This is a genomic window from Alteribacter lacisalsi, assembly GCF_003226345.1.
In the GTDB taxonomy this organism is placed as follows: Bacteria; Bacillota; Bacilli; order Bacillales; family Salisediminibacteriaceae; genus Alteribacter; species Alteribacter lacisalsi.
In genome coordinates this window covers 1-24,948 of sequence record NZ_PDOF01000002.1, presented here as the reverse complement: position 1 = coordinate 24,948, position 24,948 = coordinate 1, and the positions used below count along the sequence as shown (strand labels likewise).

The window sequence follows — 24,948 nt, the reverse complement described above, 5'->3', positions numbered from 1 at the left end:
TAAAAATAAATTTCAGTTTGATAATTACGGAAATTAGTAAGATATCCATCACCTGTATTCAAAAGGCCCTGCCATCTCTCACTCTCCCCGTGCGTGCACCTCCATCGCCACCCGCACACCGGACTCGACCGCGCCTTCGATCCACGCATGCTTCGCTGATGTATGCTCGCCTGCAAAGTGAACGCGCCCCTCCGGCCGCCGGATCGCTTCGGGAAGCGTGGACGCCTGGCCGGGCTTATACATTGAAAAGCAGCCTATCGAATACGGATTGTTGCCCCAGCTGAAGGATGCTCCGCCAGTTAGCAGTCCCTTCATATCGTCTCCGTGTACTTTTGCCACGTGTTTCAGCGCCTGCTCTATCCGCTGCTCCTCAGACAGCGCATCCCATAATCCAGCGTTCGCTCCCCAGGAATACACCGCTTTCATCACCCCTGGACCCGGCTGTCCGATTCCGTGGCTCGGATAAATAAAATGCTGCGGTGGCAGGTCCGTTGTAAGATGGCCCCCGAACATAGCGTGATCCTCCCAGAACTTACGGCTGAATTCAAGAGCAACTTTGGTGGAGTCGATATACTGCAGATTCTGAATTGCCTGTCGTTTTTCAAAGCTCCACGGCTGCTCCGCGCCGGTATCAATAAAGCGCATCACAGAAAAGGGCAGCGTGCAGATGGTCACATCACCTTCCACGGTACTCTCGCGTCCTTGCCTGTTCTTCACAGTGACGCGTGTCCCTTCCTCTGTCTCACTAATCTGCTGCACCGTCTCACCGAGAAAAATACGGTCACGGAGTATGGGAAGAAAAGCTTCAGGTAGTTTCACGTTACCGCCGCGCACCTGGAAATATTCCCCCTCGTTATCAAAAATTGGCCCAATGATGTTGAGCAGGATATCCACAAACGAGTAATGGGAAAAACCGCCGATCCCGAGGACCGTCTTCATTTTATGGGACGCATTTGTACTCAGGGGAACACCACCCGGATTGAGCTTTGCAAACATCTCTTTTGAGTACCGGTCATAAGCCGCGATCAGTCGTTCCCGCTCACGGGGCGAGGCCTCCACGTAAGCCCGTCCGAACGATCCGGCCGTGTGAAGAAGCAGATCCCGGGCATGCATGCCACGCTCACGCTCGTTAACCGGTATGTCAAAAATATCAGGGTTCTCTTCATACTGATAGCTTCTGGCCAGCTTGCCGTTGATAAAATAGAGATCATCCGGCGTTCTGGTGATAAACGGCTCGGTTTCAAGATTAAACTTATCCACAAGTGTACGGGCGAGCTGGTGCTTAGCAGGGATCCGCATCGCACCAGCTTCATAATAGCCGTCCCCATCAAACGGCTCTGACACTGTGTGAACGCGCCCGCCGACTCTGGTGTTTGCTTCGAGCACGGTGACCTGGTGGCCTGCCTGTCTGAGCAGGTAGGCAGCCGTCAGCCCGGCCATGCCGGCACCCAGAACCAGCACGTTTAAGGCCTTCCCGGCTTGTCCGAGACCCTGTTCAAGCACCTGCTTTTTTTGCTCATCTGTTTCCCCATGCACATCCGCCAAAGCTTCCAAGGGCATATCCGCAATCAACTCCCGCTCCGGCCGGTGCAGCGCAAAACGCCATCCGGCACTGTATTACCGTTCATTGTAGCAGGAATTATCCAGATAATGTTAGTTCGTTCTGGCTAATTTTGGAATGATTTTTGTGGATTTTCGTCCTCCAAAAGCCATGCATAGCTCGCACAAAGGGTGACGAACATACTGGTCGCAGCGGCCACGATCCCTGAATCATTAAGCACAAGAAGGGCTACGGACGCGACGATACACCCCTGCACCGCCAGTCCTTTTTCCGGACCGAGCACCTTCCTTTTTTTCCGCCATACGTAAGCTCCTGTCAGGAGATAGGTGGTGACAAACAGCTCCGTCCAGTGGCTGATCTTAAAGATTTTCCAGTTCATCTCGAGCTTCCGGAGGACGATGCGTCCGACTGCTTCCACATCACCGCTAAAAAGGAGCGAAAACGCTGAATGAATGTGACTGGCCGGCTGGCCGAGCTGCAGTACGTAAAGAAGTCCTAGCAGCACGGCGAGAACGAAAGGCGCACCAAGCGCAAGCCGCCACAGGTTCACGCGCGCACCGAACAGCCGCCAGATAATAAAGCCGATCATCAGCCCTGCAGCCAGAGAAGCACCGGCATTCGCACCGAGTCCGGAAGAAGCCAGGAACAGAAGCATCGCCCCAAGCACGGCAAAGATGATCCACGTGTTGAATCCCCTTCTGCTTCTGCCCGTCCGGAACAGCGGTGCTGTCATGAGCCATCCACTTACAATGTACACACCGGCAAACTCGTTGCCAATTCCGTAAAATCTGGCTCCGATCACCGGGTCATAGCCGAGAAACGACTGCTGAATGAGCGGTGCTCCCAAAAGCATGTCCACCGTAGCCACTGCAAAAAACAGGCCGCACACGACACTCACCCCGTGCCGGGGCAGCCGGTCAGCAGCAAGGGCGCTCAACACACCGAGAGCCGCCATCATCGCCACGTAGCCGAGTGTGGATAACTTCGGTACGAGCGGTCCGGTTACGAGAAACCACAGAGGTGAACTCACAGCGCCAGTCAGTACGAGCCTTCCCGTCCGACGCCACCTTAAAGAGCCCGGCCGCAGCCACAGCACCAGACTCACCCCAATAAGAAGGGCAATCAGCACCGTCACATACCCTGACAGGACCGCCCCCCGTCCTGCGTAAACGGCCTCAACAGCCTCAAGTCTGTGGAAAAAGGCAGCTTGGTCCACAGCCGGCAGATTTCCTTGCCGGGCACTTATCATCTCCAAAGGCTTGCCGCTCCAATGGCCATGCGGAGAAATACCGAAATAATTAAGCCATGTGGGCACCAGGTCCGCGACCGCCGCGAGCTGATCACGCCGCGTCGTCGGGGCATGGAAAATGCCGCTGCTGCGGCGATCCTGCTCCCAGATCCACACTGGTGCAAGCTCTGATTTTTTATCGAGGGCCTGCTGATTGACTGCAGGACTGAGAAGCCATACCTGATGGTTTATTTCCGTGTTAAGCATACGGATCAGATTCTCAAGCTCTTCTAAAGCCGTATGATACTGCTTTTGAAATTGTGCCGGTTCTGTATTCGGTGCGTCTTTATAGAGCCTGTGGATATCTCCCCACTCGATTACGTGAAGTGCAGGCCCATCTTTTTCACGTATTTCCGCCAGTAGAATTTCAGCATCCATTTTCATCCCGTGCGGGCGGGACCGGTCCCTGACGACAGAACGGTCGCTGTATGTATCCACAAGTCCTCGTTCATCCATTGCAAGAAGCGATCCATACCGCTGCAGGTCGGTGCGCGTATCACTGTGTCCGTAAACATGCCTCCCTACGCCTTCCTCAGCCAGCGCGCGACCGAACGCCCCGACCGAGCTCGGACGCAGACTGTTCGCATTTTTGTCCACAAGCTGGTGTGCATAGAGGTGATAAATGGATTGAGGATTCCTTTCCCCCGTCCACTGCTCAAAAAGATGCTCTACCTGCTCCCCATCGATCCGCTCGCCCGGCTTATAGCCATTCCATCCCGCAATGCCGGCGCTTTTCCCGCCTGCTCCGATGGAAACGGCATTGTTCAAATACGAATAGGCCCCTTCCCCCTTTACATTCACCGCACCAAAAAACCCTGTTTTCCACAGCATGGCGCCACTCCTGTTTTCCGTCAGCATCCGCATATCCTCAAACGACAGGCCTGGTACAAGGATCACAGTAAGGCAGCTGCCATCTTCGTTTGGCATGACGGCATCTGTGGATGAAGGCTGCATCCACAGGCTAAAAGACAAAATAAGCGCTAAAACGAGCAGCTTTTTCACAGCATTCTCTCCTGAAAACATTGTATTTTCTGAAATATCCACACTATCCACAGCGTTGTCCACAGATGAACAGCGTTTATTCCGCTAATTACATAGGTTATGCACATTATCCCCATTTTATCCACAGAAAAGTTGTGAACAGAAACAGAGGCGCTGCAACGGCTTTTCTCCTGTTTTTCCACACTATCCACAGGTTATACACACCTTTGTTATTCACACGAACATAGATTCGTTTTGTCCACAACCGGGTGTGAATAGTGTTGATAACTCCGGAAAAGTCAAGGGGAACATCTGTTTTTTTGCGGTTTTTCAACATTATTTTTATTTGCACCGCCAATATCAGCAACGCTCAGGCACAAGAAAACGCTCTGAGTTTTCCACACTCGGAGCGCCGTAAAGCTTTTTCAGTTTATAGTGTCCCAGCGCAAGGCGTGAGGTTTATTTACCGCTCGCAGACAGCGTCTGTCTTCCGCCATCTAAAATTGCTCAGATGATTTCTTCCGGCTGAAGTACTCATATACAAAATATCCTCCAAGATATCCTGCCGCAGTTCCCACAACCCATGCTGTTAACAAAGAAAACGGCAGCATCACGCCTGCGACCAGCCCCAGGAGACTTCCGGCAATCATCCCCAGGGGAATCGAACTGTCAAGCCAGGCCTGGGCCTCTTTTGACTTCATCTTTCCCATGGTGCCCTGTTCCTGTTTTTGCTTAAGCCTCAAAATAACAAATACAACGACCGCCCCCATGACCACGAGAGGCCAGAGCGCCTCCACAATTCCCATGTTATCCCTCCATATCTGCTTTTTCATCACTTTCTGTTCCGGATGCGTGTTTCTCTTATTTTAACACACCTGCAGGCCCCTCCTCTGTCATTTCCGCATACAAAAAGCCCCCGAGATTCAGACGCTTCGTCTGCCCGGAGGCCCTCTATGATAGTTACCGTTCAAGCTCCAGCCCCGGCTCGCCGTTCAGCCGGTCGCCGGCAAACTCTCCGCGCTCGTACATAACCGCACCGGCCGCCGCAATCATCGCCGCATTGTCCGTGCAGAGCGCCAGAGGCGGAATCGTCAGCTTCACGCCCGCTTCCTCGCACGCCCCCGTCAGAGCTTCCCGTAGTCCCCGGTTCGCCGCCACGCCACCGGCCATAACAAGCCTCTCAACGCCACGCTCCCGGACCGCGCGCATCGTCTTCCCTACGAGCACTTCCACCACGCTCGCCTGAAAACTCGCCGCCACATCTGCAGGCGCCGGCTCCTCACCGCGCTGCTTGGCGTTATGAAGCGTATTGATCACTGCCGATTTTAGCCCGCTGAAGCTGAAGTCGTACGAATCCGCCTCCAGCCATGCCCGCGGGAGATCAATTGACGCCTCCCCTTCAGCCGCCAGCTTATCAATCTGCGGACCGCCCGGGTACGGCAGTCCAAGCGTCCGGGCGACTTTGTCGTACGCTTCCCCGACCGCATCGTCACGGGTCTCCCCGATCACTTCATACCGCCCGTGCTCGTTCATAAGCACCAGCTCCGTGTGCCCGCCGGATACGACGAGCGAAAGCAGCGGAAACTCGAGCTCTTCCACGAGCCGGTTCGCATAAATGTGCCCCGCAATGTGATGCACTCCGATCAGCGGTTTGTTCTTCGCAAACGCCAGTGCTTTCGCCGCATTTACACCGACAAGGAGCGCCCCCACCAAACCAGGCCCTTCTGTCACAGCAATCGCATCCACATCGTCAAGCGTGACCTCCGCCTCCTCGAGCGCCTGCTCAAGAATGTAGGTCACCTGCTCCACATGGTGGCGCGACGCAATCTCCGGCACCACACCGCCGAACCGCTTATGACTCTCAATCTGTGACGACACCACGTTACTCAAAATCTCCGTCCCGCCGCGGACCACTGCCGCTGACGTCTCGTCACAGCTCGTTTCTATTCCTAAAATTAACGTTTTCATCATTCCATCATCACCCACATAATCTGCGCGTCTTCCTGATTATCCGTATAATACCTCTTCCGCACGCCCCCGCGCTCAAAGCCGTGCTTCTCGTACATCCGCTGCGCCGCTTTGTTGCTCACCCGCACCTCAAGCGTCAGCTTCTTCGCCCCGAACGTCCGGGCAAGCTCCAGTCCGGCGGTGAGCAGCGCCTCGCCAATTCCCTTGCGCCGGAAATCCGAATGCACCGCAATATTCGTAATGTGCGCCTCATCAATGATCACCCACACCCCGCAGTAGCCGATAATCCGCTCGCCGGCCTCAGCCACCAGGTAGTACGCAAACTGATTCGCCTGCAGCTCGTTCACAAACGCCCCCCGGCTCCACGGCACCGGGAAACAGTCCTCTTCCACCGCCATCACGCCGTCAATGTCCCCTATGTCCATCAGCCGGATCGAAATCTCCTCTCCCACCGGCCTCACCTGCCGTCCTTCTCTTGCTGCGCCGCCCGCCACTTCGCCTCAGCCTCCGCCAGACGAAGATAATTCGGGCTGATCAGATGGACCGGGGCGTCCGCTGCCAGGTTCATCCCGGCTGACGCAATACTCGACGCCCGCGTCACATGATCGATCGGGTTTCCTGTGTTCGCACGAAGGGATGGACGTGAATTAAGCAATGCCCTGTGCTTATCCAGATCCGGACTCAGGAAAAGTACAGGCACATCGTGTTTTTCCACTGTATCCAGCCATTCGTCAAAGAGCACGAGCCGGTCTGCTTCCACCTGCTCGACTGTGCCATCAGTGAAGCGGTACAGCCCGGTAAACACCTGACCGCGCCGTGCGTCAAAGAACGGGCACACAAGGCCGTTGAAATGGCGGCCGTTTGCAGCAAGCGCCTCAAGGCTCGAGACCCCTACAACCGGAATGCCCAAAGACCAGGCCATCGTTTTGGCGGTCGTGACGCCGATGCGGACACCCGTATAGGAGCCGGGTCCTTCCGCTACCGCGATCCGGTCAAGCTCGTCCGGCACCATGTCCGCTTCCGCCATCACCGCCCGGATTCCGGGCATGAGACGGAGCGAGTGGTTCTTTTTCAAATGTGTAGTCAGTTCCCCTGCCGGTCGGCCGTCACGAAACACAGCGACGGTCATCACGTAAGTGGATGTATCAATTGCCAGTACGTTCATTTTCAATTAGCTCCTCACAAATGGTGCGGTACCTTTCCCCGGCCGGCTCGAACCGGATCTCCCGCTCTGTATCGCCGATATGGCGGATGTGTATCGCCAGGCGATACGGCGGAAGCTCATCCTCGATCATCTCCGGCCACTCCACAACCGACACCCCGTCACCTTCAAAATATTCTTCCAGCCCCATCTCATCGCCGCCTTCTTCAAGGCGGTACGCATCCATGTGGTACAAAGGAAAATCACGGCCCTCGTACTCCTTCATGATCGTAAAGGTGGGGCTGTTTACGTTTCGTTTTACCCCGAGCCCCTTCGCAAGGCCTTTTGTAAAGCTTGTCTTACCTGCACCAAGGTCCCCGTCGAGGGTAATCACATCCCCCGCCTTTACGTAACCGGCCAGTTTTTCTGCCAGGGCGAGTGTCTCCTCGGGACTTTGTGTATATATTTTAAACTCACTCACATTCATTCACCTTCAATCCAGCTATGTAAAATGGTTGTAGCCGCCTTTATCAAGCCGTGTCCGTTCTTTTCCGTCGGTTAGCCAGACGCCTGTTCCTTCTGTGACCGTTCCGATCGGATAGAGCTTCAGTCCTTCTGCTTCAAACAGCTGTCTGAGCTTTTCTGTGTCATTTTCCCCGGCACAGCCGATCAGCTGAAAGTCCTCACCACCAAACAGTGCCCATTCCTTCTGCCGCTCTTCCCCGTCCAGTTCATGGGGAATGAGCGCCCATTCCAGTTCCATGGCAACACCGCTCGCATTGGCGATTTCATGGGCCTCGCTCGCAAGGCCGTCGCTGATATCATTCAGGGCTGTCCTGAGACCGGATCCGGCAATGATCCGTCCTGCCTGCACCTGGGGCATAGGCGTCTGATGAGCTTGGGCCCGCTTGTTTTCTTTTTCCGCCTCAAGGCCTTCGTCCAGAAGCAGCTGCAGACCAGCAGCAGACGAGCCGACCGGTCCGGTCACAAAGACGGTGTCCCCCGGACGGGCATTCGTCCGTAGAAGCTTCACGCCTTTTTCCACCCGGCCGATCACGGTGACCGAAACGACGAGCTTATCATACGTGGCGTTCGTATCCCCGCCGATCAGGTCCATTTCGTATTTTGCGGCAAGATCGCTCATTCCACGGTACATTTCCTGCAGCTCCTCTTCGCGCCACGTGCCCGCTTTCGGCACACTCACGGACACGAGGTAAAAAACGGGGCGTCCGCCCATGGCTGCGATATCACTGATGTTAACAGCCAGTGCCCGGTGCCCGGTCTGGTAAGGCGTCATCGTCTTTCTGGAAAAATGAATGTCCTCTGCCAGCGTATCAACTGTGGCGATCTCGTGCCAGCCGTCCTCGCCGTCGTAAAGCGCCGCATCGTCCCCGATTCCGGCCACCACCGTCGGCTGATGGTGCCTGTCCGGCTGGATTGAGCGGATAAAGGCAAATTCGTCTTTCATCCCGTTCTGCACCTCGTTTCTGTTACTACCAGAATCCCACATTTTCACGGTTTGTAAACTGTACTTATTATAGCAAACAGCGCTGGAAAAAACGACGGGGTCGCAGGGATGAGAAAAGTCTCTTCACTTTCCGCACCATTATGGCTTGTTGTGATGAGACTGCGGCTTTTCACTCCGCCCGCCTTCGCACCTCACAAAAACCGCGCTCCTTTCGACAGAAAGAAGCGCGGTCTGCGTATTAAACAAACGTTTATTTAAGCTGCGCACCGTGTCGAAGCAGCCTACTTTCGTGACGCTTCCAGTGCCCGGTCAAATGCAGCCTGAATGTCCTCCGGGTCTTCAATCCCAACGGAAATACGCACCATCTGTTCCGTAACTCCCAGGCGGTCCCGGGTCTCTTTTGGCACCGGGCGGTGGGATGTTCCGACCGGATACGTAACCGATGTTTCGACACCTGCAAGGGTCGGCACCACCTTCACCCAGTCCAGGTTCCGGAAAAACGCATGCACATCGTATTTTTCCCCGAGATCAATCGTCACGATAGCTCCGTGTCCGCGCTCGGATACACTGTTCGGATAGTAGACACGTCCAAGGACCCCGCGTTTAGTCAGATGATCCGCCAGCTTTCTCGCATTGGCACTTTGCCGCTCCATGCGAAGCGCCAGCGTCTTCAGTCCCCGGCAGCCGAGCCAGCCGTCAAACGGCCCGAGATTGGCTCCGAGATATACGATCTTGGCGCGGGCCTTTTTCACAAGCGCTTCGTCGCCGCAGATCACGCCGGCAGACAAATCGCTGTGACCACCGATGTACTTCGTCGCACTGTGCGCCACCAGATCTGCCCCATCTGTATAAGGGCGGATCAGGTAAGGCGTCGGAAATGTGTTATCCACCATCGTCTTCAAACCATGTTTTCGGGCCAGAGAGGCAATCCCTTTAATGTCCTCGACTCTCAGCAGAGGATTCGTCACCGATTCTGTGTAAAGAAGTACCGTATTGTCACGAATGGCCTCTTCAATGGCTCCGTGATCGGAAAAATCAGCAAAGGATACTTCGATGCCGAAGTCCGGCAGCTCGCCGGCAAACAGCTGGTAGGTCCCGCCGTAAAGATCCTCTGTAGCAATGATGTGGTCCCCCGCCTTTGCGACAGCAAGTACCCCGCCAAGGATCGCAGAGATACCGGAAGCGGACGCTGCCCCTGCAGGCGCTTCCTCAAGATCAGCCACCCCTTTACCGAGATCATCTGTATTCGGGTTTCCCACCCGCGTGTACATGAAATCCTTTTTTCCCTGAAAGAAATCTTCCATATCCTCCAGATCAGTAAACGAAAACGCCGATGTTTGATATATCGGCTTTGTTTTGCTCACTTCTTTTGTATCCACTTTATCCTGAAAATGTACGTTTTTTGTATGAAATTTCATTGATGCATCTCCCTTCCTTACCATTCATTTTTATTTAGTGTAGCGGAATAACCGTCTTGGGACAATCATTCGGCTCTTTTTTAAAGTTGAACGGAGGTTACATATCATTCATAATAATCTGTCAATTATTTCACCTTTTATATGAATCTATATTCACAGCCTACATATATTTCTTGATTCTATTATGTTTCTTCAAAGCAGTCCTGCTTCAGACACATTTACAATTTATTCATAAAATTCATTTAATGTTTACTCCACCTTTATTTACCCTTAACCTTCACCACGTAAAGTGGGCACTGTAGAAAAACGACAACAACCTATTAGGAGGAATTGGGAATGAAAAAATTCGGAACATCCATGTCAGCTTTCGTACTTGGGTTAGGGTTACTTGCCGCTTGCGGCTCTGAAGATACAGATGGTGAAGGAGAGACGGCAGAAGCATCCGGCAGCAATGACACTTCTGAAGCCTCGGATCAGGAAGACGAAGAATCAGAAGACGAACGTGCAGACTGGCCGGACAAGCTTCGTTTTGCTGATACTGGCGTAGAAGGTATGGAAGAACTTCAGCGTGAATTCGGACCATTTAAAGAAGTGCTGGAAGATGTCCTTGATCTTGAAGTAGAATTTTTTGCGGTAACGGACCGGATCATCGGGGCAACCGCACTCGAGTATGACCAGGTAGACATGATGCTTGCGGGTCCTTCCGAATACGTGCAGATCAACTCGGTTGTACCGGATTCCTATCCAATCGTAGGCATTGAGCGTGATGAGTACCACGCTGCGATCATTGTTCATGAAGATGACGATATTCACTCTCTTGATGATCTCGTCGGCAAATCAATTGCCATGAAAGATGCAGGCTCCACAAGCGGCCACATCGGACCAAGCTCCATTCTGATTGAAGAAGGGTATGACCTTGATGCTGATTTTGACATCCGTCTCCTGGACAATGCCAGAATCGAAGCTTTCAAGAATCGCGACGTAGATGTTCTAGCAACAGGAATTAAAGATTATCATCAAATGGTAGAGGAAGACGGCGAAGGAAAATACCGCCTCCTTCATGAAGGACCGCCACTGCCAAATGACACGTTCATCGCCAGCCCTGAGCTGCCTGAAGACTTTGTTGAAGAAGTCCGCACACTTCTCCTTGAGAATCAGGAGGAAATCATTGAAAGTATCCTTGTTACGGGAGAGAACGATAAGTATCTTCAGGCCCGTTTCGTAGAGGCTTCTGATGAAGATTACGACCCGATGCGCCGTGCCTATGAAACACTTGGACTTGAAATTGAATAACAGATAGAACCGAACTTTTACTGGAGGCTGTCGTATATGAATGCTATTACCGTCAACAATGTGACGAAAACTTTTCGCGACGGCACCACAGCATTGTCAGATGTATCGTTCACTGTAAATCCCGGCGAAGGGGTTATTCTCCTGGGCCATAACGGCTCAGGAAAATCAACCCTGTTTAAATGTATCTCCGGATTTGAAAAGCCGACATCCGGCGAGATTTTATATGGAGACAAAGATATTACTCGGTTATCAAAAAGAAAATTCAGACCCATCCGTAAGAAACTGGGAATGGTCTTTCAGAACTTTCATTTAATCTATAACCTGTCTGTCTTTCAGAACGTGCTGTTTGGTGCTATGGGAAATTCAAAAACTTTTTTACACACGCTCTCATTCTGCGCATCAGATGAACTGCGAATGAAAGCAATGGAATGCTTGGATCGGGTAGGACTTGCCCATCTTGCCGGAAGAAGGGCCGATCAGCTTTCAGGGGGACAGCAGCAGCGCGTGGCCATTGCCCGAATGCTGATGCAGGACCCGGAAGTTGTTCTTGCTGATGAACCGATTGCAAGTCTGGATCCCCGTGCAGGACGTGAAGTCATGGAACTGTTGTGGGAGATTGTCCGTGAACGGCACCTGACGGTTGTCTGTATTCTCCATCAGACTGAAGTTGCTTTGGAATATGGAGAACGATTTATCGGTCTTCACTCCGGTAAACTCGTAATGGATCAGGTTCAGGGTCAGGTTTCTAAAGAAGAGCTCAGTACTTTATACAATAAGGAAAGCTCGTTCGAATCTTTTTCAAAGGCAGGTGCTTCCCATGAGTGATCTTCGTAAGCACATGCCTGCAAGATTGAAAGTTCCCTCTCCTGGTGCCATTATTCTCGTTATTATTTTTGTATCCTTATTTTATCTTGGCATGCGTCATGCTGACGTCACGCTTGAGAGGCTCACGGCCGGAATCGGGAACATGTTTCACTTTATCAGTTCCGCCTTTCCACCAGACCCGAGCAGGATCAGCTCCATTTCCTCGGCCATGTACGAGACCTTTCAGATTGCACTGGTTGGAACCGCTGTAGGTGTTGTACTGAGCCTTCCAATTGCCGTGCTGGCCTCCCGCAATACCTCACCGAATAATCTGATTCGTACAGCTACCCGAGGCATGGTATCTACGATGAGGACCATTCCGGACCTGATTTGGGCATTGATATTCGTTATTTCAGTCGGGCTCGGACCCTTTGCAGGTATTCTTACAATCATTGTCGATACCATTGGTTTTTGTGCCCGTTTCTTCTCGGAACGCATCGAAGAAGTAGATAAAGGACCATCACAGGCACTCGAATCCACAGGATCATCCCGGATCGGTGTGATCAGCGGATCTGTTCTGCCGCTTGGCTTCGCGTCTTTTGTAGGTACTGGTTTATTCGCATTCGAAAAATCAATCCGGGCGGCTGTGGTACTTGGCCTCGTGGGTGCAGGAGGAATCGGGGTGGAGCTTTCCACAGCATTCACACTGAGAAGATTTGATGAAGCCCTTATGATTATTATTCTTATTCTTGTTGTGGTTATTGCTGTTGAACAGCTTTCATCCACAATTAGAAAAAAAGTGATTTAATCCTGTCTGTGGCAGAACCTCCCTATCAGAAAAAGCTTCCTCCAAGAATGGGGGGAGCTTTTCTTATGCTGCCGTATTCAGAAAATAAACGAACGCATAAACGAAATGAGGTACGGCGAACAGCAGGATCATCACCGCAATTCGCTGAACGTTTTTCTGACCCTCCCGGTCATCGGGGGCAGATTTCTGTGCCGGCTCCCGGCTTGCCGCAAGAAATGCGCCCAGCATCAGACCGGCAATAATGATGCCGCCGATCCCGAGCAGACCTGAAATTTCATAGCCGGTTCGCAGGCCGCCGATACTCCACATAACCAACTGAAGCGCAGCTGCACTCGCGAGACCGGCCAAAAAACTGTACGTCATTTGCATTTTCTCTCCCCCGTTCCTGTTTTCTCCCAGTATACAGGAAATCAGAAACGCGGCGGGTAAACATGGAACGCTGCTTTTATTCGCGCTGCTGATCCAAGATCCAGCTGTGAATCGCCTCAGCTGTTTTTGCCTGCTGCTCATCCGGACCGATAAGGCTTTCAAGGTCACCGCTCTGTGCGCCGTATGTACCGAATCCGGCGTGATTGGCTCCTTCGATCTCCATGTAAACCGTCTCTTCCGGAAGCATATCAGCCCGATCAAAGATATCCTCAGGCGTGGATAATCCGTCCCGCTCTCCGTAAACAGAGAGGACAGGCAGATCCGAATCCGACAGATCCGCTCCCGGATAGGAGCCAACAAAGATCAGCCCTGCAAGATCCTCTGTGCTGCGAGCGGCAAAAAAGGATGCCATCGCCCCGCCGAGAGAATGGCCTGCCAGGTACCACTCGTCCACCTGAGGATTGGCTGCCATAATGTCTTCAGCCTTGTTCCGCCCAAATATTGCGAGGTTTAACGGCATGTCCGGGACCACCGTAAAATACCCTTTATCAGCAATCTTTTCAGCCAGACACGAATAAGCCTCTTGCTCCACACGGGCCCCGGGATAAAAAATCAAGCCCGCGGTTTCTGTACCTGACCCGAAGGACAGCGGTTCGCCTGATCCCTGCCCGGCACAGTCCTGCGCTTCTGGTGCTGCGCTGTAGCCATTGAGCGCCCAAATTACAAAACCTGCTGCTCCGGCACCTGCAGTAATGAAGACTGCAAGAACAATATACAGCAGGATTTTCTTACGCCTCGTCACTGGTACTGCCTTTCTTTTCAGAAAGCTCCGGTTCTCCTCCAGGGAGGGAAATCAAGGAAAAGCCGTCGTTATGATACAGCTCCCAGCCTTCCTGTTCGGTACTGTCGTGGAAAATATCAAGTATGCCGTTATCCGTAAGGTACAGACGCAGCATATAACAGTCATCAAGCCAGTCGATGCGTTTTACGGTTCTCTTCCTTAGTGAATCCACAAGCAGACTGTTAAAGTATTCTTTTTTGGACGAAGCCAGAAAATCCGTCTGCCCGATCACTATATTTCCGCTTTCAATCAGGCGCCACGGGCATTCAATCGAGAGGCCTCCCGAGCAGAATTCCAAAACCAGGGGATGCGGTTTCTTCTTGCTAACATTCACGATATCCAAGCCTTCAAAAAAGTTCAGATTCAGATTACACGCCATTGTTGAGGCATCCTCCTTATTCACATCTGATATTGAAGCTGTTTATGTACGGGGACAAGTATCTATCATTATAATATTTATCAGTTGATAAGTATAGATAGAAAAAAGGAACTGTCACAAATTGGACAGTTCTTATGGAAAAATTACCGGCTTCCTACACCGTTCAGCAGCACTTCCACTACAAATGTAGCCCGCTTTTCTATAAGTTCGTCGCTTTCACTTTCCTCTACTTCCCCTGGTGAAGGGATGGAACGGCTGATCATATTGACCATCAGGCAGACGTACTTGTCTGCATCCTCCCCAAATTCAGCCGGATCCCGCAGTTCTCCTTTGTCGATGCCCCGCTGAAAGACTCTGACCATGGGCAGCCGGTAGGCTTCATGCCACCAGGTACTGATCTTTTTCTGGAAATCCTTACTCGTTTCACGTCTGATATCCTGAAACATCTGGCTCATATTTTCCGGCGAGTTTACAATAATATAGTAGACCATCTCATAAAGCGTTTTTCTCGTATCGGTATGACAGCCTTCAATTGCCTCAAGACGTTCCTTGGTACGTGCGAGATCACTCCGGAGAACCTCAAGATAGATCGCTTCTTTATTTGGAAAATGATGATAAAGAGCCGGCTGCGTCAAGCTGCAAGCATCGGCAATCCGCCTGGTGGAAACTGACCGGTATCCGTGCTCCATAAACATGTGATGGGCAGTACGCACAATCGTTTCCCGGGTATCTGATCCTTGTTGCGATGTGCTGGCTTCTGTATGCATATCCATTGCTCCTATATGGTTCAGTTATTTCGTGCTACTACATATTTTAGTTGGATGTCAAAAATGTGTCAATAACACAAAACACCTATATTAATAGCTAACCTCTTGTCCATCAAGGGTTTCAGCCTTTTACCGATAAATCAAAATATTATTTTCCGCTTCGAGGAATTTGCAGTGCAATAGAAAAAAGAAACGGTATCCGGGTCATAGTGCGGTACGATGACGGATTCCATTCCCGGCCAGAAAGACGTTGACTGGATGGAAATAAATAAGGTGCGGCCCCAGGCGTATTCTTCAACACCTGTAACCGCACCTTATTTTCGTCATTCCCCGGGAAATTTCCTGATTATTCGCCACCCATTTCCCGTTTTTTGTAGACTACTACAGATGCGACAATCGCCACAGCAGACCAGCCTCCCAACAAAGCAAGAGACCCTGCCACATCACCAGCGCCTGCCCCGCTTTCCACAGCTGCCGCAAGAGATTCAAGCTGGAAATTAGGCAGGTATTCGATAACCGTTAGGATCGTCTGATTCCGAATCAGTTCTGTAAAAATAGTCCCCATCCCCAGAATGAAAATGATAGGCGTGATCACAACAGAGGCTTCCATAAGAGATCGTGTAAGAAGGCCAAGCAGCGTACCGAGCGCCACGTAGAAGACAAGGCTCAGTGCCATGCCGGCTCCGATGAGCAGCCAATTTCCCGTTTCAAAGCCGGAAAGCCGGAGACATAATCCTACAGTGAGGGCTGTGAGTAATATTGAAACCAGGCTTTTCCCGGCTAAAATTTCTGTCGTGGTTGCAGGTGACATCATCAGTCCCCGAAGTGTATGTTTTTCCTTTTCCTCCGCAATGACTACACTTTGCACATAGGCGGCCACTGCAACAAAAGCCAGATTAATAATCATCACATGCATCTCCACCGGAACCTCCTGCCCCCGGCCGAAAAACAGGGCAAATACGATCGGCATCACCATCGTGGAAAGGACGAACATGTTCGTCGCGAGCTCTTTTAAGTCCTTGTTAAAAATTGCGTACACTCGTCTCATTGAAAATGTCATGCCAGTTCCCTCCCCGTAATGTCCACAAAAATATCGCCCAGTGTCGGTTCATTCGTCTGAATGGAGACAATCTGCCCTGCTGCCATGTAGTCGTGCAGTTTCTTGGCGTTTTCAGGACGGTTTGCCAGTGCCACCTGTTTTCCGTTCTTCAGTTCGATCACAATTCTGCCATCAGAATGCTGTCGTCTTAATACTTTAGGATTATCCATCAGCCGGACCTGACCTTTGTTTAAAAACGCTACCTGGTCGCACAGGTGCTCCGCTTCCTCCATATCGTGCGTGGTCAGAAAGATCGTCGTGCCTCTCCGGTTAAGCTCCTTTAGACCTTCATGAATATGCCTCGAGTTTGCCGGATCGAGGGCTGCAGTCGGTTCATCAAGAAATACCAGCTCCGGCTCATGAAGCAGGGCTCTTGCGAGAATCGTACGCTGCATCATCCCTTTGGACAGCTTCGCGACCTTCTTTTTTTCTTCCCCAGTTAGGTTCACAAGATCAAGCACCTCGCCAATTCGTCTCCGTTTCTGTTTCACACCGTAAAGATCAGCATAGAATGCGAGATTTTCATATACAGACAGCCGCTCATACAGTCCGCTCGTATCAGTCATCACACCGATTCTCCGAAGCACAGCCGGGGTATTCACCTTCTCAGCCGGTATCCCAAGCACGTGGGCTTCACCACCTGTGGCTCTCATCTGACCGGTCAGTATCTTAATCGTAGTCGTTTTTCCCGCTCCACTCGGTCCGAGAAAGCCGAATACTTCTCCTTTACCTACATTAAAACTGACGTCCTCAATTGCTCTTTCGCTGCCAAACACCTTTTCAAGTGCCCGGGTTGTGATAATGTTCTCCATCTCCATTCCCCCTTGCTGTTTCTGCTTTCAGTCTACGTGCAGCAGGGGATTGTTACATCATTTTACCCGTGAAAAGAGCATAAAAGGGGGTGAATGGCGCTTATTTAAGACCGAGCATCGCCTTTAGCTCGTTCATTTTATTTTTGGATAAAGGGATTTCGGACTTCTCCCTGTTCTCGAGCCTCAGGCTGTAGCTGTTCCGGGTCCACGTGATCACCTGATTTACTTTCTGAAGGTTGACGATATAAGAACGGTGGCAGCGGAAAAAACCGAACGAACGGAGTTTCTCCTCGAGCTCCGTTAGCGTAAATACGCACGGATACGCCTCCCCGCCTGCATACAGATGTGACTGACCTTCATGACTCTCAATATAATCGATATCGGGCGGATCAAATAAAATCATCTTCTCGTTTACCTTGGTCGGAATTTTATTAAATACAAACCCCGGCCCCTCATCCGACTCTCTTTTATCATCATCATTCTGCTCATCACTTCCCTGGTTCACCTCATTCAGCCCCCGCTCATTGAGCCGGAACACCTGATCACCGAACGTAAGCGCGCTTTCCAGATTTCCAGTCAGAGTGAGCATCGTTTTTCCCTGGGACTTAAGGAACTCCAGCAAGTTAAGAAGAATTCGTTTCGTTTCAAGATCCGTATTCTGATCCGGTTCTTCAAGAATAAATAAACCGGGATCCTGAATAAGGAGCCTTGCCATACCGATACGCAGTTTTTCAGAGTGCGTCAAGTTTTTTACCCTTACACGTAATTTTCCTTCCAGGTGAAGAAGACGGGCTGCCTCCTCTACAGAAAGGGCACTCTCATAGAGCCTCTTATAATACAGCAATTGGTCGTTAACCTTTAGATTCTCGTAGTGTGCCTCGTTGATCAGCAGAAGCCCGGCTTCGGTAAAAAAAGAACGGCTCCCGGAACGCCACTCCTTCCCATCCCTGCTCAAGCGGAAAAACTCCCGTTCCTTCGGGCTGATCAGCATGGAAATGACGTTCTGCCTCGCTTCCGGATTCAGATGAACAGCTGTACAGAACCCTTTTTCCATTTTTAAAGACAGTTCCCGAAGAACTGGATCGGTACTTCTTTCTTCCGGTTCAAGCAGAAATGATGACACGGCGCCCACGTCCTTTACACGTTTTCTGTCTTTTATCTTACACCATCCTGCCCCGGACTCAAGATCTTTGTGAAAAATCTGGCAGATGCATCTGCCGCATCACGAAGAGAGAACAGACGCGATTCCGCTTCTCCGATCCTGCCTTTATTAACCGGGTTTACCTTCTCAAAGATGGCTCCCAGCTCTTCAAATCGTTCGTCCTGAAAAGCGATATCCCGATACGTTGCCCAGACTCTTTGGCCGTTTTCCATCACCGGTGCGCCTTTTTCCACGATTTTCGCCCCCGGTACCTGGTACTCCCCCAGATGAAAGGACGTATTCGTCTCATACGTGGTGCCGATCATCAGCACTGTTGCGTCCGCTTCATAAAGCTTCTGCAGAGGCGATTGTTCACCTAGACTGAAATTTAACTCATGTCCGGTCAGAATCTCCCTGTTTTTTTTCCCGATGGCAGCAAACGATACGTTGGGGTGATCGCTTCGTATCGCCTCTGGCCTCGTGCGAAACAGTTCAGCCGTCATGCCCATCCCCCGTGTCGGTGTTACTGCCGGATCATACGGGGGCATCGTAGCGCGTATCTCCTGCCACCATGCTTCAGGTACTGGCGGAGCCTCCCATTCCGATGGATCGCTCAGATCGCCGCTCTGGGCAGGCATAACGATCGTACCTGCCTCTCCCACAGCGTCAAGGAGCCCTTCGATCACAGTCTGCGCTCCTCCGTTCGTCCAGCCGATAGCTGAAAGGGAGGTATGCACGAGCACCGTATCGCCTGGCGATACGCCGAGCGCCCGTACCTCAGCGGTTATCGTCCCTCTTGTATTCAGACGTGTTGTTTTGTCTACAATCTGTTTCATCCTGTCTCCTCCTCAAGCAGAGCGAGCTGATCATAAAGCTCATCACGCTTACGTTCAATCTGTTCTTTCTCTTTATAAATCTTCTGAAGTTCCTCCGGATCTGCGAGATGCAGCATATTGCTTTCCATATCGGCGATCTTCTGCTCTACCTCTGTGAGCTGAGCTTCCACATCTGCAGCAGTAAGCGCAGAGCGTTTCATTTTTTCCTGCCGTTTCGGCTTTCGGTTCTGATCCCCTGAAGCCTCGAATGAATCTGCCTCCTGTACCATCCGGTTCTTCACCTCATCATAAGTACCTGTGAAAAACGTGAGCGATTCTTCATTAAGCCAGCCGATACGGTTAAACACTTTATTGATGAAGTACCGGTCATGGGAGACAGCTAAAATGGTCCCCTCATAGCCGGCCAGCACTTCCTCCACCACCACAAGAGATTCGATATCCAGGTGGTTGGTGGGCTCGTCGAGGACAAGAACGTTCAGGTTCTGATGCATGAACCGGGCCAGACGAAGACGCATCCGCTCCCCGCCGCTCAGCTGCCCGAGCTTTTTAAAGACCGCATACCCGTAAAACAGAAAGCGCGCGAGTATATGCCGGGCGTCTCCCTCCGTTACCGCAACGTCTTCCCGGAACGCTTCAATCACGGTCATCTGTTCCTCATCAGCTTCCAGTAAATGCTGTGCAAGATAGCCAACCTTCACCCTGCTTCCAATTTTCACACTTCCTGCGTCAGGCTGCTCCTCACCGAGCAGGATTTTAAGCAACGTTGATTTCCCCGAACCATTATCGCCCATAAACACAACTCGTTCCTGGTACCGCAGATGAAAATCCGCCTCTGTAAACAGCGTTTTGGATCCATATGACTTGGCAAGCCCTTCGGCTGTGATCACGTCGTTTCCGCTGCGGCTGCCCGCTTCCAGCTCAAATCCAATTTTTTTACTCTCCAGTACCGGACGGTCGATCTTTTCCATTCGCTCAAGGGCCCGCTCCATGTTTCTCGCCCTCTTGTGCATCGCCTCGTTCGGTGGATTTGCCTGGTTGGCCCATTCTTTTAGCCTTTTAATCGCCTCCCGCATTTTCTTTATCTTTTTCTGCTGTTCTTCATATTTCTGAAATTCCAGAAGCAGCCGTTTTTCTTTCTCTTCTGTAAAAAACGTATAGTTCCCGTGATAGACTTCGAGTTCCCCGTTCTCCAGGTCAAAGATCTTTGTGACCGTCTCGTCAAGAAAGTACCGGTCGTGCGAGACGGCAATGACAGTCCCACTGTAATCATTTAAAAATCCCTGCAGCCATTCGATCGCCGCCAGATCCAGATGGTTCGTCGGCTCGTCAAGGAGCAGCAGATCCGGCTTTTGAAGAAGCAGCAGCGCCAGGCCGGTTTTGGTTTTTTCGCCTCCGCTCAGTTCTGAAAAACGCTGCTCAAGCAGAGAGTAGAGCCCAAGCCCTCTTGCCACCGCTTCAATTTCTGCATCTTTCCCGTATCCTCCGCTGAATGCATAGCGTTCCTGCACTTCGCCGTATAACTCTGCGAGCTTCGTCAGGCGCTTTTCTTCTTTTACCGTGCTCATTTCCTCTTCAAGGTGCTTCATTTCTTTTTCAAGCTCCGTTAATGCAGCCATTGCTGTTTCCAGCACTTCTTTTACGGTCATATGCTCAGGATAATCAGGGAGCTGTGCAAGCCAGCCCGTCACACAGCCTTTCGTCCAATGGACCTGGCCTGTATCAGGTGACTCAAGTCCTGCAAGTATTTTAAGCAGGGTTGTTTTCCCACTCCCGTTCCGTCCGACAATTCCAATCCGTTCTCCTTTTTTTGCTTCAAAGGTGACGCCTGTAAGGACAGGCTCTCCCCCGTAGTTCATCATAATATCTTTTCCGCTGCAAATCATTGTATATACCTCCGCTCGTTTTTTGAATAGAAAAAAGACCTCGAAGACAATCTCCGAGGCCTCTGTACGTACTGTGTTTCGGGAGCAGGCACCGATGCCGGCTCTCTGCACAAAAAAAGAAGAGCCAGCAAGCCCTTCTCCTTCCGTACGTCCTTTTAGTGGATGAGAGATGTTCTTCCTGTTTTCATATTTATGAAGCTGTTAAAAATGGACACACGTGTCCCGTTGAATACAGCCACATAAAAAACAGCACGAACAATATACAAAAATGATTCCACCTGTGCGCGTGCCGGACTGAAAACAGTCTGATTCATCTCATCCACCTCCGTTCTCTGAATAGTTACTCTAATCATACCCATCCTTTTACAGTCCGTCAAGGCGAGTTTAAAGAAACGCACTCCGAGGAATAGCCATTAGGAAACGAACCACAGGAGGGATTTATGTGAAAGCATTAGCAGTTCACGAGGCTGGAAGCCTTGATAACCTGAAGATGACAGACATGGAGAAGCCAGAACCAGGTGAACACGAAGTGAGAATTAAAGTACACGCAGTCGGTCTCAACCCGGTCGACTACAAGCTCACACAAAATGGTCTTCCTGAATGGGAGTACCCCCATATCCCTGGACTTGACGTTGCTGGTGTCGTTGATGAAACCGGTGAAGGGGTGAGCGAGTGGAAGGCGGGTGATGAGGTTTACTATCACGGGAGTCTCGCACGTAACGGGGGCTATGCAGAGTATACCGTCTCACGTCAGGACGTCCTTGCTCCCCTTCCTACTGGGCTAAGCTTTACTGAAGCGGCTGCCCTTCCTACTGCTGCTTTTACCGCCTACCAGTCACTGGATCGGAAAGTGCCTCTCAGGAAAGGTCAGACAATCCTGATTCAGGCCGGGGCAGGAGGCGTCGGCGGCTTCGCCATTCAGTTTGCAAAATTAAAAGGGCTTGAAGTGATCACAACCTGCTCTCCCGCTAATACGGATCACGTGACGAAACTCGGAGCTGACAAAGTGATTGATTATAATGAAGAAAACGTGCTCGAGGAAGTCCATAAGTACACCGAAGGACGCGGGGTGGACATTGTCATGGACATGGTGGGTGAAAAAACGACAACCGAAGCTCTCGATATGCTTGCATTTAACGGACATCTGATCAGTGTAGTCAGTCTTCCTGATCTTAGTGAATACGAACCAAAATCACTTGCTCCTTCGATTCACGAGGTAGCTCTGGGGTTCGTCTACCGCACAGATGACGAGCAGCAGATTCGTGATCTTGGTGAAATTGCAAAAGAAGTCGGTGAGCTTGCCGCTCAGAAAAAAATCGAGCCTCTGCTTGGCAAGGTTGTATCAATGGAGGAAATTCCTGAGGCTCTGAGAGAAATTGAAGAAGGGCATGTAAGAGGAAAGATTGTAGCACAGATTGCAGAATAGAATACCAGGAAAACACAGCGGCCGGGCCGCTGTGTTTTTTTATTAGCTGTGTTCGCAATGATTGTTGCTATTGCCCACATTATTAATGGAGTGAAAGGCGGTGACTCCAACGGGAAAAGCATCAGGTGAAGACCCCGCAGGGCGTTTTTCCCGAGGATGCTGAATCGATGCCCGCGGAAAGCATCCGCCTGCAGCGCAATAAAACAACAATCTACCCGAAAACAGCTTTTTATTAAGCTATCCTGAAAATGATAAGAAAATGATAAATCAGAAGCTTCACTTCACGCCGTCCGTTCGCTTTCCGTGGCGATGCCGGCAAGCCTCCTCGGCTGCGTCTGCGGGGGTCTAGCCTGGCCTCTGCTTCTTCCTCTTCAAGCAAAGCTTCGAAGCTGGCTGTGTCGAAGCAAATCGGAGATTAATCGAGATGCAAACGCTCTTCACTGCCGGAGGAGTCTCACTGCCGGCGTGAAGCTTCGCACGTAACCAACTGGACATCTACAAAAAAGGACGCCCCGTAAAAACGGGACGCCTGCAGTTTAACCTACTCTTCTCCCAGATCTGTAACAGCACCTTTGGAAGCGCAGGATACGAGTCTTGCATATTTGTTCAGCACGCCACGGGAACAGCGCAGCGGCGGTGCCTGCCAGTCTGCAAGACGGGCTGCCATTTCTTCATCGCTCACATCAACGTTCAACTCCTGTGTTTCACTATCGATGGTTACCAAGTCACCTTCTTTCAACAGGGCAATCGGACCGCCCACCTGTGCTTCAGGTGCTGCGTGGCCAACCACAAGACCATGAGTTCCTCCTGAGAAACGGCCGTCAGTTAACAAGCCGACCTTCTCTCCAAGTCCTTTACCGACGATGATTGCTGAAATGGAGAGCATCTCGCTCATTCCCGGACCGCCTTTCGGACCGGCGTAGCGAATTACCAGTACATCCCCCGGTTTGATCTGGTTTGCCAGTACTGCTTCAGTCGCTTCTTTTTCCGAATCAAATACCCGGGCGGGACCGGTGAGCCTGCTTACTTTCAGTCCGCTCATCTTGGCAACTGCACCAGCCGGTGCCAGATTTCCTTTTAATACATACAGCGGACCGCTTTCCTTAAACGGCTCGCTTACAGGACGGATGATTTTCTGGCCTTCGTGCAGCGGAGGAACTTCCGCCAGATTCTCTGCCAGTGTCTTTCCTGTAACCGTGAGACAGTCGCCGTGCAAAAGCCCTTCCTCAAGAAGAAGCTTCATAACAGCGGAAACACCACCCACCTGATGAAGATGTTCCATGACGTATTTTCCGCTCGGCTTCAGGTCCGCAATGTGCGGTACACGCTCACGGATCCGCTCGAAGTCGTCGTACGAGAGGTCCACATCAACCGAGTGAGCCATCGCAAGCAGGTGAAGAAAAGCGTTTGTCGATCCGCCGAGTGCCATCACAACCGTTACAGCATTCTCAAATGCCTCTTTTGTCATAATGTCCCGCGGATAAATTTCTTTCCGCAGAAGTTCCACAACAGCGTCGCCTGCTTTGTAGCAGTCCTCCTGCTTGCCGCCGGTCTCAGCAGGGTTTGATGCGCTGCCGGGCAGGCTCATCCCGAGGGCTTCAATGGCTGAAGCCATCGTGTTTGCTGTGTACATACCTCCGCATGAACCGGCACCCGGACAGGCATGACATTCAATGTCGTGGAGTCCTTCCTTATCCATGGATCCTGCGTTATGTTTGCCGACCGCTTCAAATACAGAAACAATATCAATATCTTTATCTTCTCTTGATTTACCTGGTGAAATTGTTCCACCATAGACAAATACAGCGGGTACATTTAATCGGCCGATTGCAATCATACACCCTGGCATATTTTTATCGCAGCCACCGATCGCCACTACTCCATCAAGGCGCTCGGCTCCTGCTACGGTTTCAATAGAGTCCGCGATAACCTCCCTGCTAGGAAGGGAATAGCGCATGCCTTCGTGGCCCATGGAAATGCCGTCAGCAACGGTGATAGTGTTAAAAATCATTGGTGCACCGCCACCGTCACGGGCTCCGCGTTTTGCTTCAATCGCGAGTTTGTCTATGTGTACGTTGCATGGTGTAACCTCGCTCCACGTACTGGCAACACCGATCATTGGTTTTTGAAAGTCCTCGTCTTCAAATCCTACTGCTCTGAGCATTGCCCGGTTCGGCGCTCGGTTGTCTCCTTCACTGATATCTTTACTGCGTATCCTCAGATCTTTGTCTGCCATTAGTCAAACTCCTCTCTCGTACTGTGCTGAATAAAAGTTATAGATGAATTATCTCCACATTATACAGAAATAAAATAAAATTTCTATATTATATAAAAATTCATAGTAATTTTTTTATTTGTTTGGTTACTGCAATGCAACAAACGATCGAAAAGAGCCATCAATAAAAGTAAAAAGCCGTACTAGAACAATGTGTCGGTGCGGTAAGATTTCGCTTCCTTCTGACATCAACTTCATACTCCCGCCCGATATCATTTAAAACAAACAAAAAACCCACCCGCATATGCGAGTGAGCTTTTGTGTGCCCAGCGACGTCCTACTCTCACAGGGGGAGAGCCCCCAACTACCATCGGCGCTGGAGAGCTTAACTTCCGTGTTCGGCATGGGAACGGGTGTGACCTCTCCGCTTTCGTCACTAGACAAGTTTGA

General features: G+C 51.2%; 24 protein-coding genes and 1 rRNA gene. 4 read left to right on the top strand and 21 right to left on the bottom strand.

Going from position 1 to position 24,948, the window contains the following annotated elements; translation table 11 throughout:
- Positions 1-78 precede the first annotated feature (78 nt).
- From CR205_RS11435 to CR205_RS11390, 9 genes are all read right to left on the bottom strand, one after another.
- Complete coding sequence (locus tag CR205_RS11435) at positions 79-1,560, bottom strand: flavin monoamine oxidase family protein (protein WP_110519914.1); 1,482 nt, start codon at positions 1,558-1,560, stop codon at positions 79-81.
- A gap of 107 nt (positions 1,561-1,667) precedes the next feature.
- Positions 1,668-3,851 (bottom strand): hypothetical protein, encoded by a 2,184-nt coding sequence (locus CR205_RS11430; RefSeq protein WP_110519912.1) that lies wholly within the window; start codon positions 3,849-3,851, stop codon positions 1,668-1,670.
- Positions 3,852-4,327: 476 nt separating this feature from the next.
- Complete coding sequence (locus CR205_RS11420) at positions 4,328-4,636, bottom strand: hypothetical protein (protein ID WP_110519908.1); 309 nt, start codon at positions 4,634-4,636, stop codon at positions 4,328-4,330.
- A gap of 154 nt (positions 4,637-4,790) precedes the next feature.
- Complete coding sequence (gene tsaD / locus CR205_RS11415) at positions 4,791-5,801, bottom strand: tRNA (adenosine(37)-N6)-threonylcarbamoyltransferase complex transferase subunit TsaD (protein WP_110519906.1); 1,011 nt, start codon at positions 5,799-5,801, stop codon at positions 4,791-4,793.
- Positions 5,798-6,250, bottom strand: a complete 453-nt coding sequence (rimI, locus tag CR205_RS11410; RefSeq protein ID WP_110520925.1) for a ribosomal protein S18-alanine N-acetyltransferase — start codon at positions 6,248-6,250, stop codon at positions 5,798-5,800. Before rimI ends, tsaD begins: the two co-directional genes overlap by 4 nt.
- Positions 6,251-6,255: 5 nt before the next feature.
- Positions 6,256-6,963 carry a tRNA (adenosine(37)-N6)-threonylcarbamoyltransferase complex dimerization subunit type 1 TsaB gene (gene tsaB, locus CR205_RS11405; protein ID WP_110519904.1) on the bottom strand — a complete coding sequence of 236 codons (708 nt, stop codon included), beginning with the start codon at positions 6,961-6,963 and terminating at the stop codon, positions 6,256-6,258.
- Positions 6,944-7,420 (bottom strand): tRNA (adenosine(37)-N6)-threonylcarbamoyltransferase complex ATPase subunit type 1 TsaE, encoded by a 477-nt coding sequence (gene tsaE / locus CR205_RS11400; RefSeq protein ID WP_201745375.1) that lies wholly within the window; start codon positions 7,418-7,420, stop codon positions 6,944-6,946. The genes tsaB and tsaE overlap by 20 nt, the downstream gene beginning before the upstream one ends.
- 21 nt (positions 7,421-7,441) lie before the next feature.
- A complete protein-coding gene (gene thiL, locus CR205_RS11395) occupies positions 7,442-8,407 on the bottom strand; it encodes a thiamine-phosphate kinase (RefSeq protein WP_110519900.1) in 966 nt (321 codons plus the stop codon).
- Between the two features lie 281 nt (positions 8,408-8,688).
- A complete protein-coding gene (locus CR205_RS11390) occupies positions 8,689-9,825 on the bottom strand; it encodes a trans-sulfuration enzyme family protein (protein WP_110519898.1) in 1,137 nt (378 codons plus the stop codon).
- A 336-nt stretch (positions 9,826-10,161) separates the two neighbouring features.
- Between CR205_RS11390 and CR205_RS11385 the strand changes: the two genes are divergently transcribed.
- Genes CR205_RS11385 through phnE form a run of 3 tightly spaced genes read left to right on the top strand, consistent with a single transcriptional unit; the run spans position 10,162 to position 12,730 of the window.
- Positions 10,162-11,118 carry a phosphate/phosphite/phosphonate ABC transporter substrate-binding protein gene (locus CR205_RS11385; RefSeq protein ID WP_110519897.1) on the top strand — a complete coding sequence of 319 codons (957 nt, stop codon included), beginning with the start codon at positions 10,162-10,164 and terminating at the stop codon, positions 11,116-11,118.
- A gap of 36 nt (positions 11,119-11,154) precedes the next feature.
- The gene (gene phnC, locus CR205_RS11380) at positions 11,155-11,943 is read left to right on the top strand and encodes a phosphonate ABC transporter ATP-binding protein (RefSeq protein WP_110519895.1); all 789 of its coding nucleotides are present in this window, start codon (positions 11,155-11,157) and stop codon (positions 11,941-11,943) included.
- The gene (gene phnE / locus CR205_RS11375; protein ID WP_110519893.1) at positions 11,936-12,730 is read left to right on the top strand and encodes a phosphonate ABC transporter, permease protein PhnE; all 795 of its coding nucleotides are present in this window, start codon (positions 11,936-11,938) and stop codon (positions 12,728-12,730) included. The genes phnC and phnE overlap by 8 nt, the downstream gene beginning before the upstream one ends.
- Positions 12,731-12,793: 63 nt before the next feature.
- On the opposite strand, the gene CR205_RS11370 is transcribed toward phnE, so the two are convergent.
- From CR205_RS11370 to CR205_RS20280, 10 genes are all read right to left on the bottom strand, one after another.
- Complete coding sequence (locus tag CR205_RS11370; protein ID WP_110519891.1) at positions 12,794-13,093, bottom strand: DUF5316 family protein; 300 nt, start codon at positions 13,091-13,093, stop codon at positions 12,794-12,796.
- An 82-nt stretch (positions 13,094-13,175) separates the two neighbouring features.
- Entirely contained in the window at positions 13,176-13,901 is a 726-nt protein-coding gene (locus CR205_RS11365) for an alpha/beta hydrolase (RefSeq protein WP_161524757.1), read from the bottom strand.
- Entirely contained in the window at positions 13,888-14,319 is a 432-nt protein-coding gene (locus CR205_RS11360; RefSeq protein ID WP_110519887.1) for a hypothetical protein, read from the bottom strand. Before CR205_RS11360 ends, CR205_RS11365 begins: the two co-directional genes overlap by 14 nt.
- 143 nt (positions 14,320-14,462) lie before the next feature.
- The gene (locus CR205_RS11355; RefSeq protein WP_161524756.1) at positions 14,463-15,086 is read right to left on the bottom strand and encodes a TetR/AcrR family transcriptional regulator; all 624 of its coding nucleotides are present in this window, start codon (positions 15,084-15,086) and stop codon (positions 14,463-14,465) included.
- 346 nt (positions 15,087-15,432) lie between these two features.
- Complete coding sequence (locus CR205_RS11350) at positions 15,433-16,146, bottom strand: ABC transporter permease (RefSeq protein WP_110519883.1); 714 nt, start codon at positions 16,144-16,146, stop codon at positions 15,433-15,435.
- Positions 16,143-16,997, bottom strand: coding sequence for an ABC transporter ATP-binding protein (locus CR205_RS11345; RefSeq protein ID WP_110519881.1), 855 nt, complete (start codon positions 16,995-16,997; stop codon positions 16,143-16,145). The genes CR205_RS11350 and CR205_RS11345 overlap by 4 nt, the downstream gene beginning before the upstream one ends.
- A gap of 100 nt (positions 16,998-17,097) precedes the next feature.
- Positions 17,098-18,120: a LytTR family transcriptional regulator DNA-binding domain-containing protein gene (locus tag CR205_RS11340; protein ID WP_110519879.1), complete on the bottom strand. Its 1,023-nt coding sequence runs from the start codon at positions 18,118-18,120 to the stop codon at positions 17,098-17,100.
- 32 nt (positions 18,121-18,152) lie between these two features.
- Positions 18,153-18,974, bottom strand: a complete 822-nt coding sequence (locus tag CR205_RS11335; protein ID WP_110519877.1) for an aminoglycoside N(3)-acetyltransferase — start codon at positions 18,972-18,974, stop codon at positions 18,153-18,155.
- Complete coding sequence (gene abc-f / locus CR205_RS11330; protein WP_110520924.1) at positions 18,971-20,857, bottom strand: ribosomal protection-like ABC-F family protein; 1,887 nt, start codon at positions 20,855-20,857, stop codon at positions 18,971-18,973. The genes CR205_RS11335 and abc-f overlap by 4 nt, the downstream gene beginning before the upstream one ends.
- 155 nt (positions 20,858-21,012) lie before the next feature.
- Positions 21,013-21,171, bottom strand: coding sequence for an RAxF-45 family protein (locus CR205_RS20280; RefSeq protein ID WP_161524755.1), 159 nt, complete (start codon positions 21,169-21,171; stop codon positions 21,013-21,015).
- A 128-nt stretch (positions 21,172-21,299) separates the two neighbouring features.
- Here CR205_RS20280 and CR205_RS11325 point away from each other — a divergent pair, with 128 nt between their 5' ends.
- The gene (locus CR205_RS11325; RefSeq protein WP_110519875.1) at positions 21,300-22,283 is read left to right on the top strand and encodes a zinc-binding dehydrogenase; all 984 of its coding nucleotides are present in this window, start codon (positions 21,300-21,302) and stop codon (positions 22,281-22,283) included.
- A 541-nt stretch (positions 22,284-22,824) separates the two neighbouring features.
- On the opposite strand, the gene ilvD is transcribed toward CR205_RS11325, so the two are convergent.
- Together ilvD and rrf are read right to left on the bottom strand one after the other, a co-directional pair.
- Positions 22,825-24,519 (bottom strand): dihydroxy-acid dehydratase, encoded by a 1,695-nt coding sequence (gene ilvD / locus CR205_RS11320; protein ID WP_110519873.1) that lies wholly within the window; start codon positions 24,517-24,519, stop codon positions 22,825-22,827.
- 303 nt (positions 24,520-24,822) lie between these two features.
- Positions 24,823-24,939: ribosomal RNA gene (rrf, locus tag CR205_RS11315) — 5S ribosomal RNA — on the bottom strand.
- Positions 24,940-24,948 lie beyond the last annotated feature (9 nt).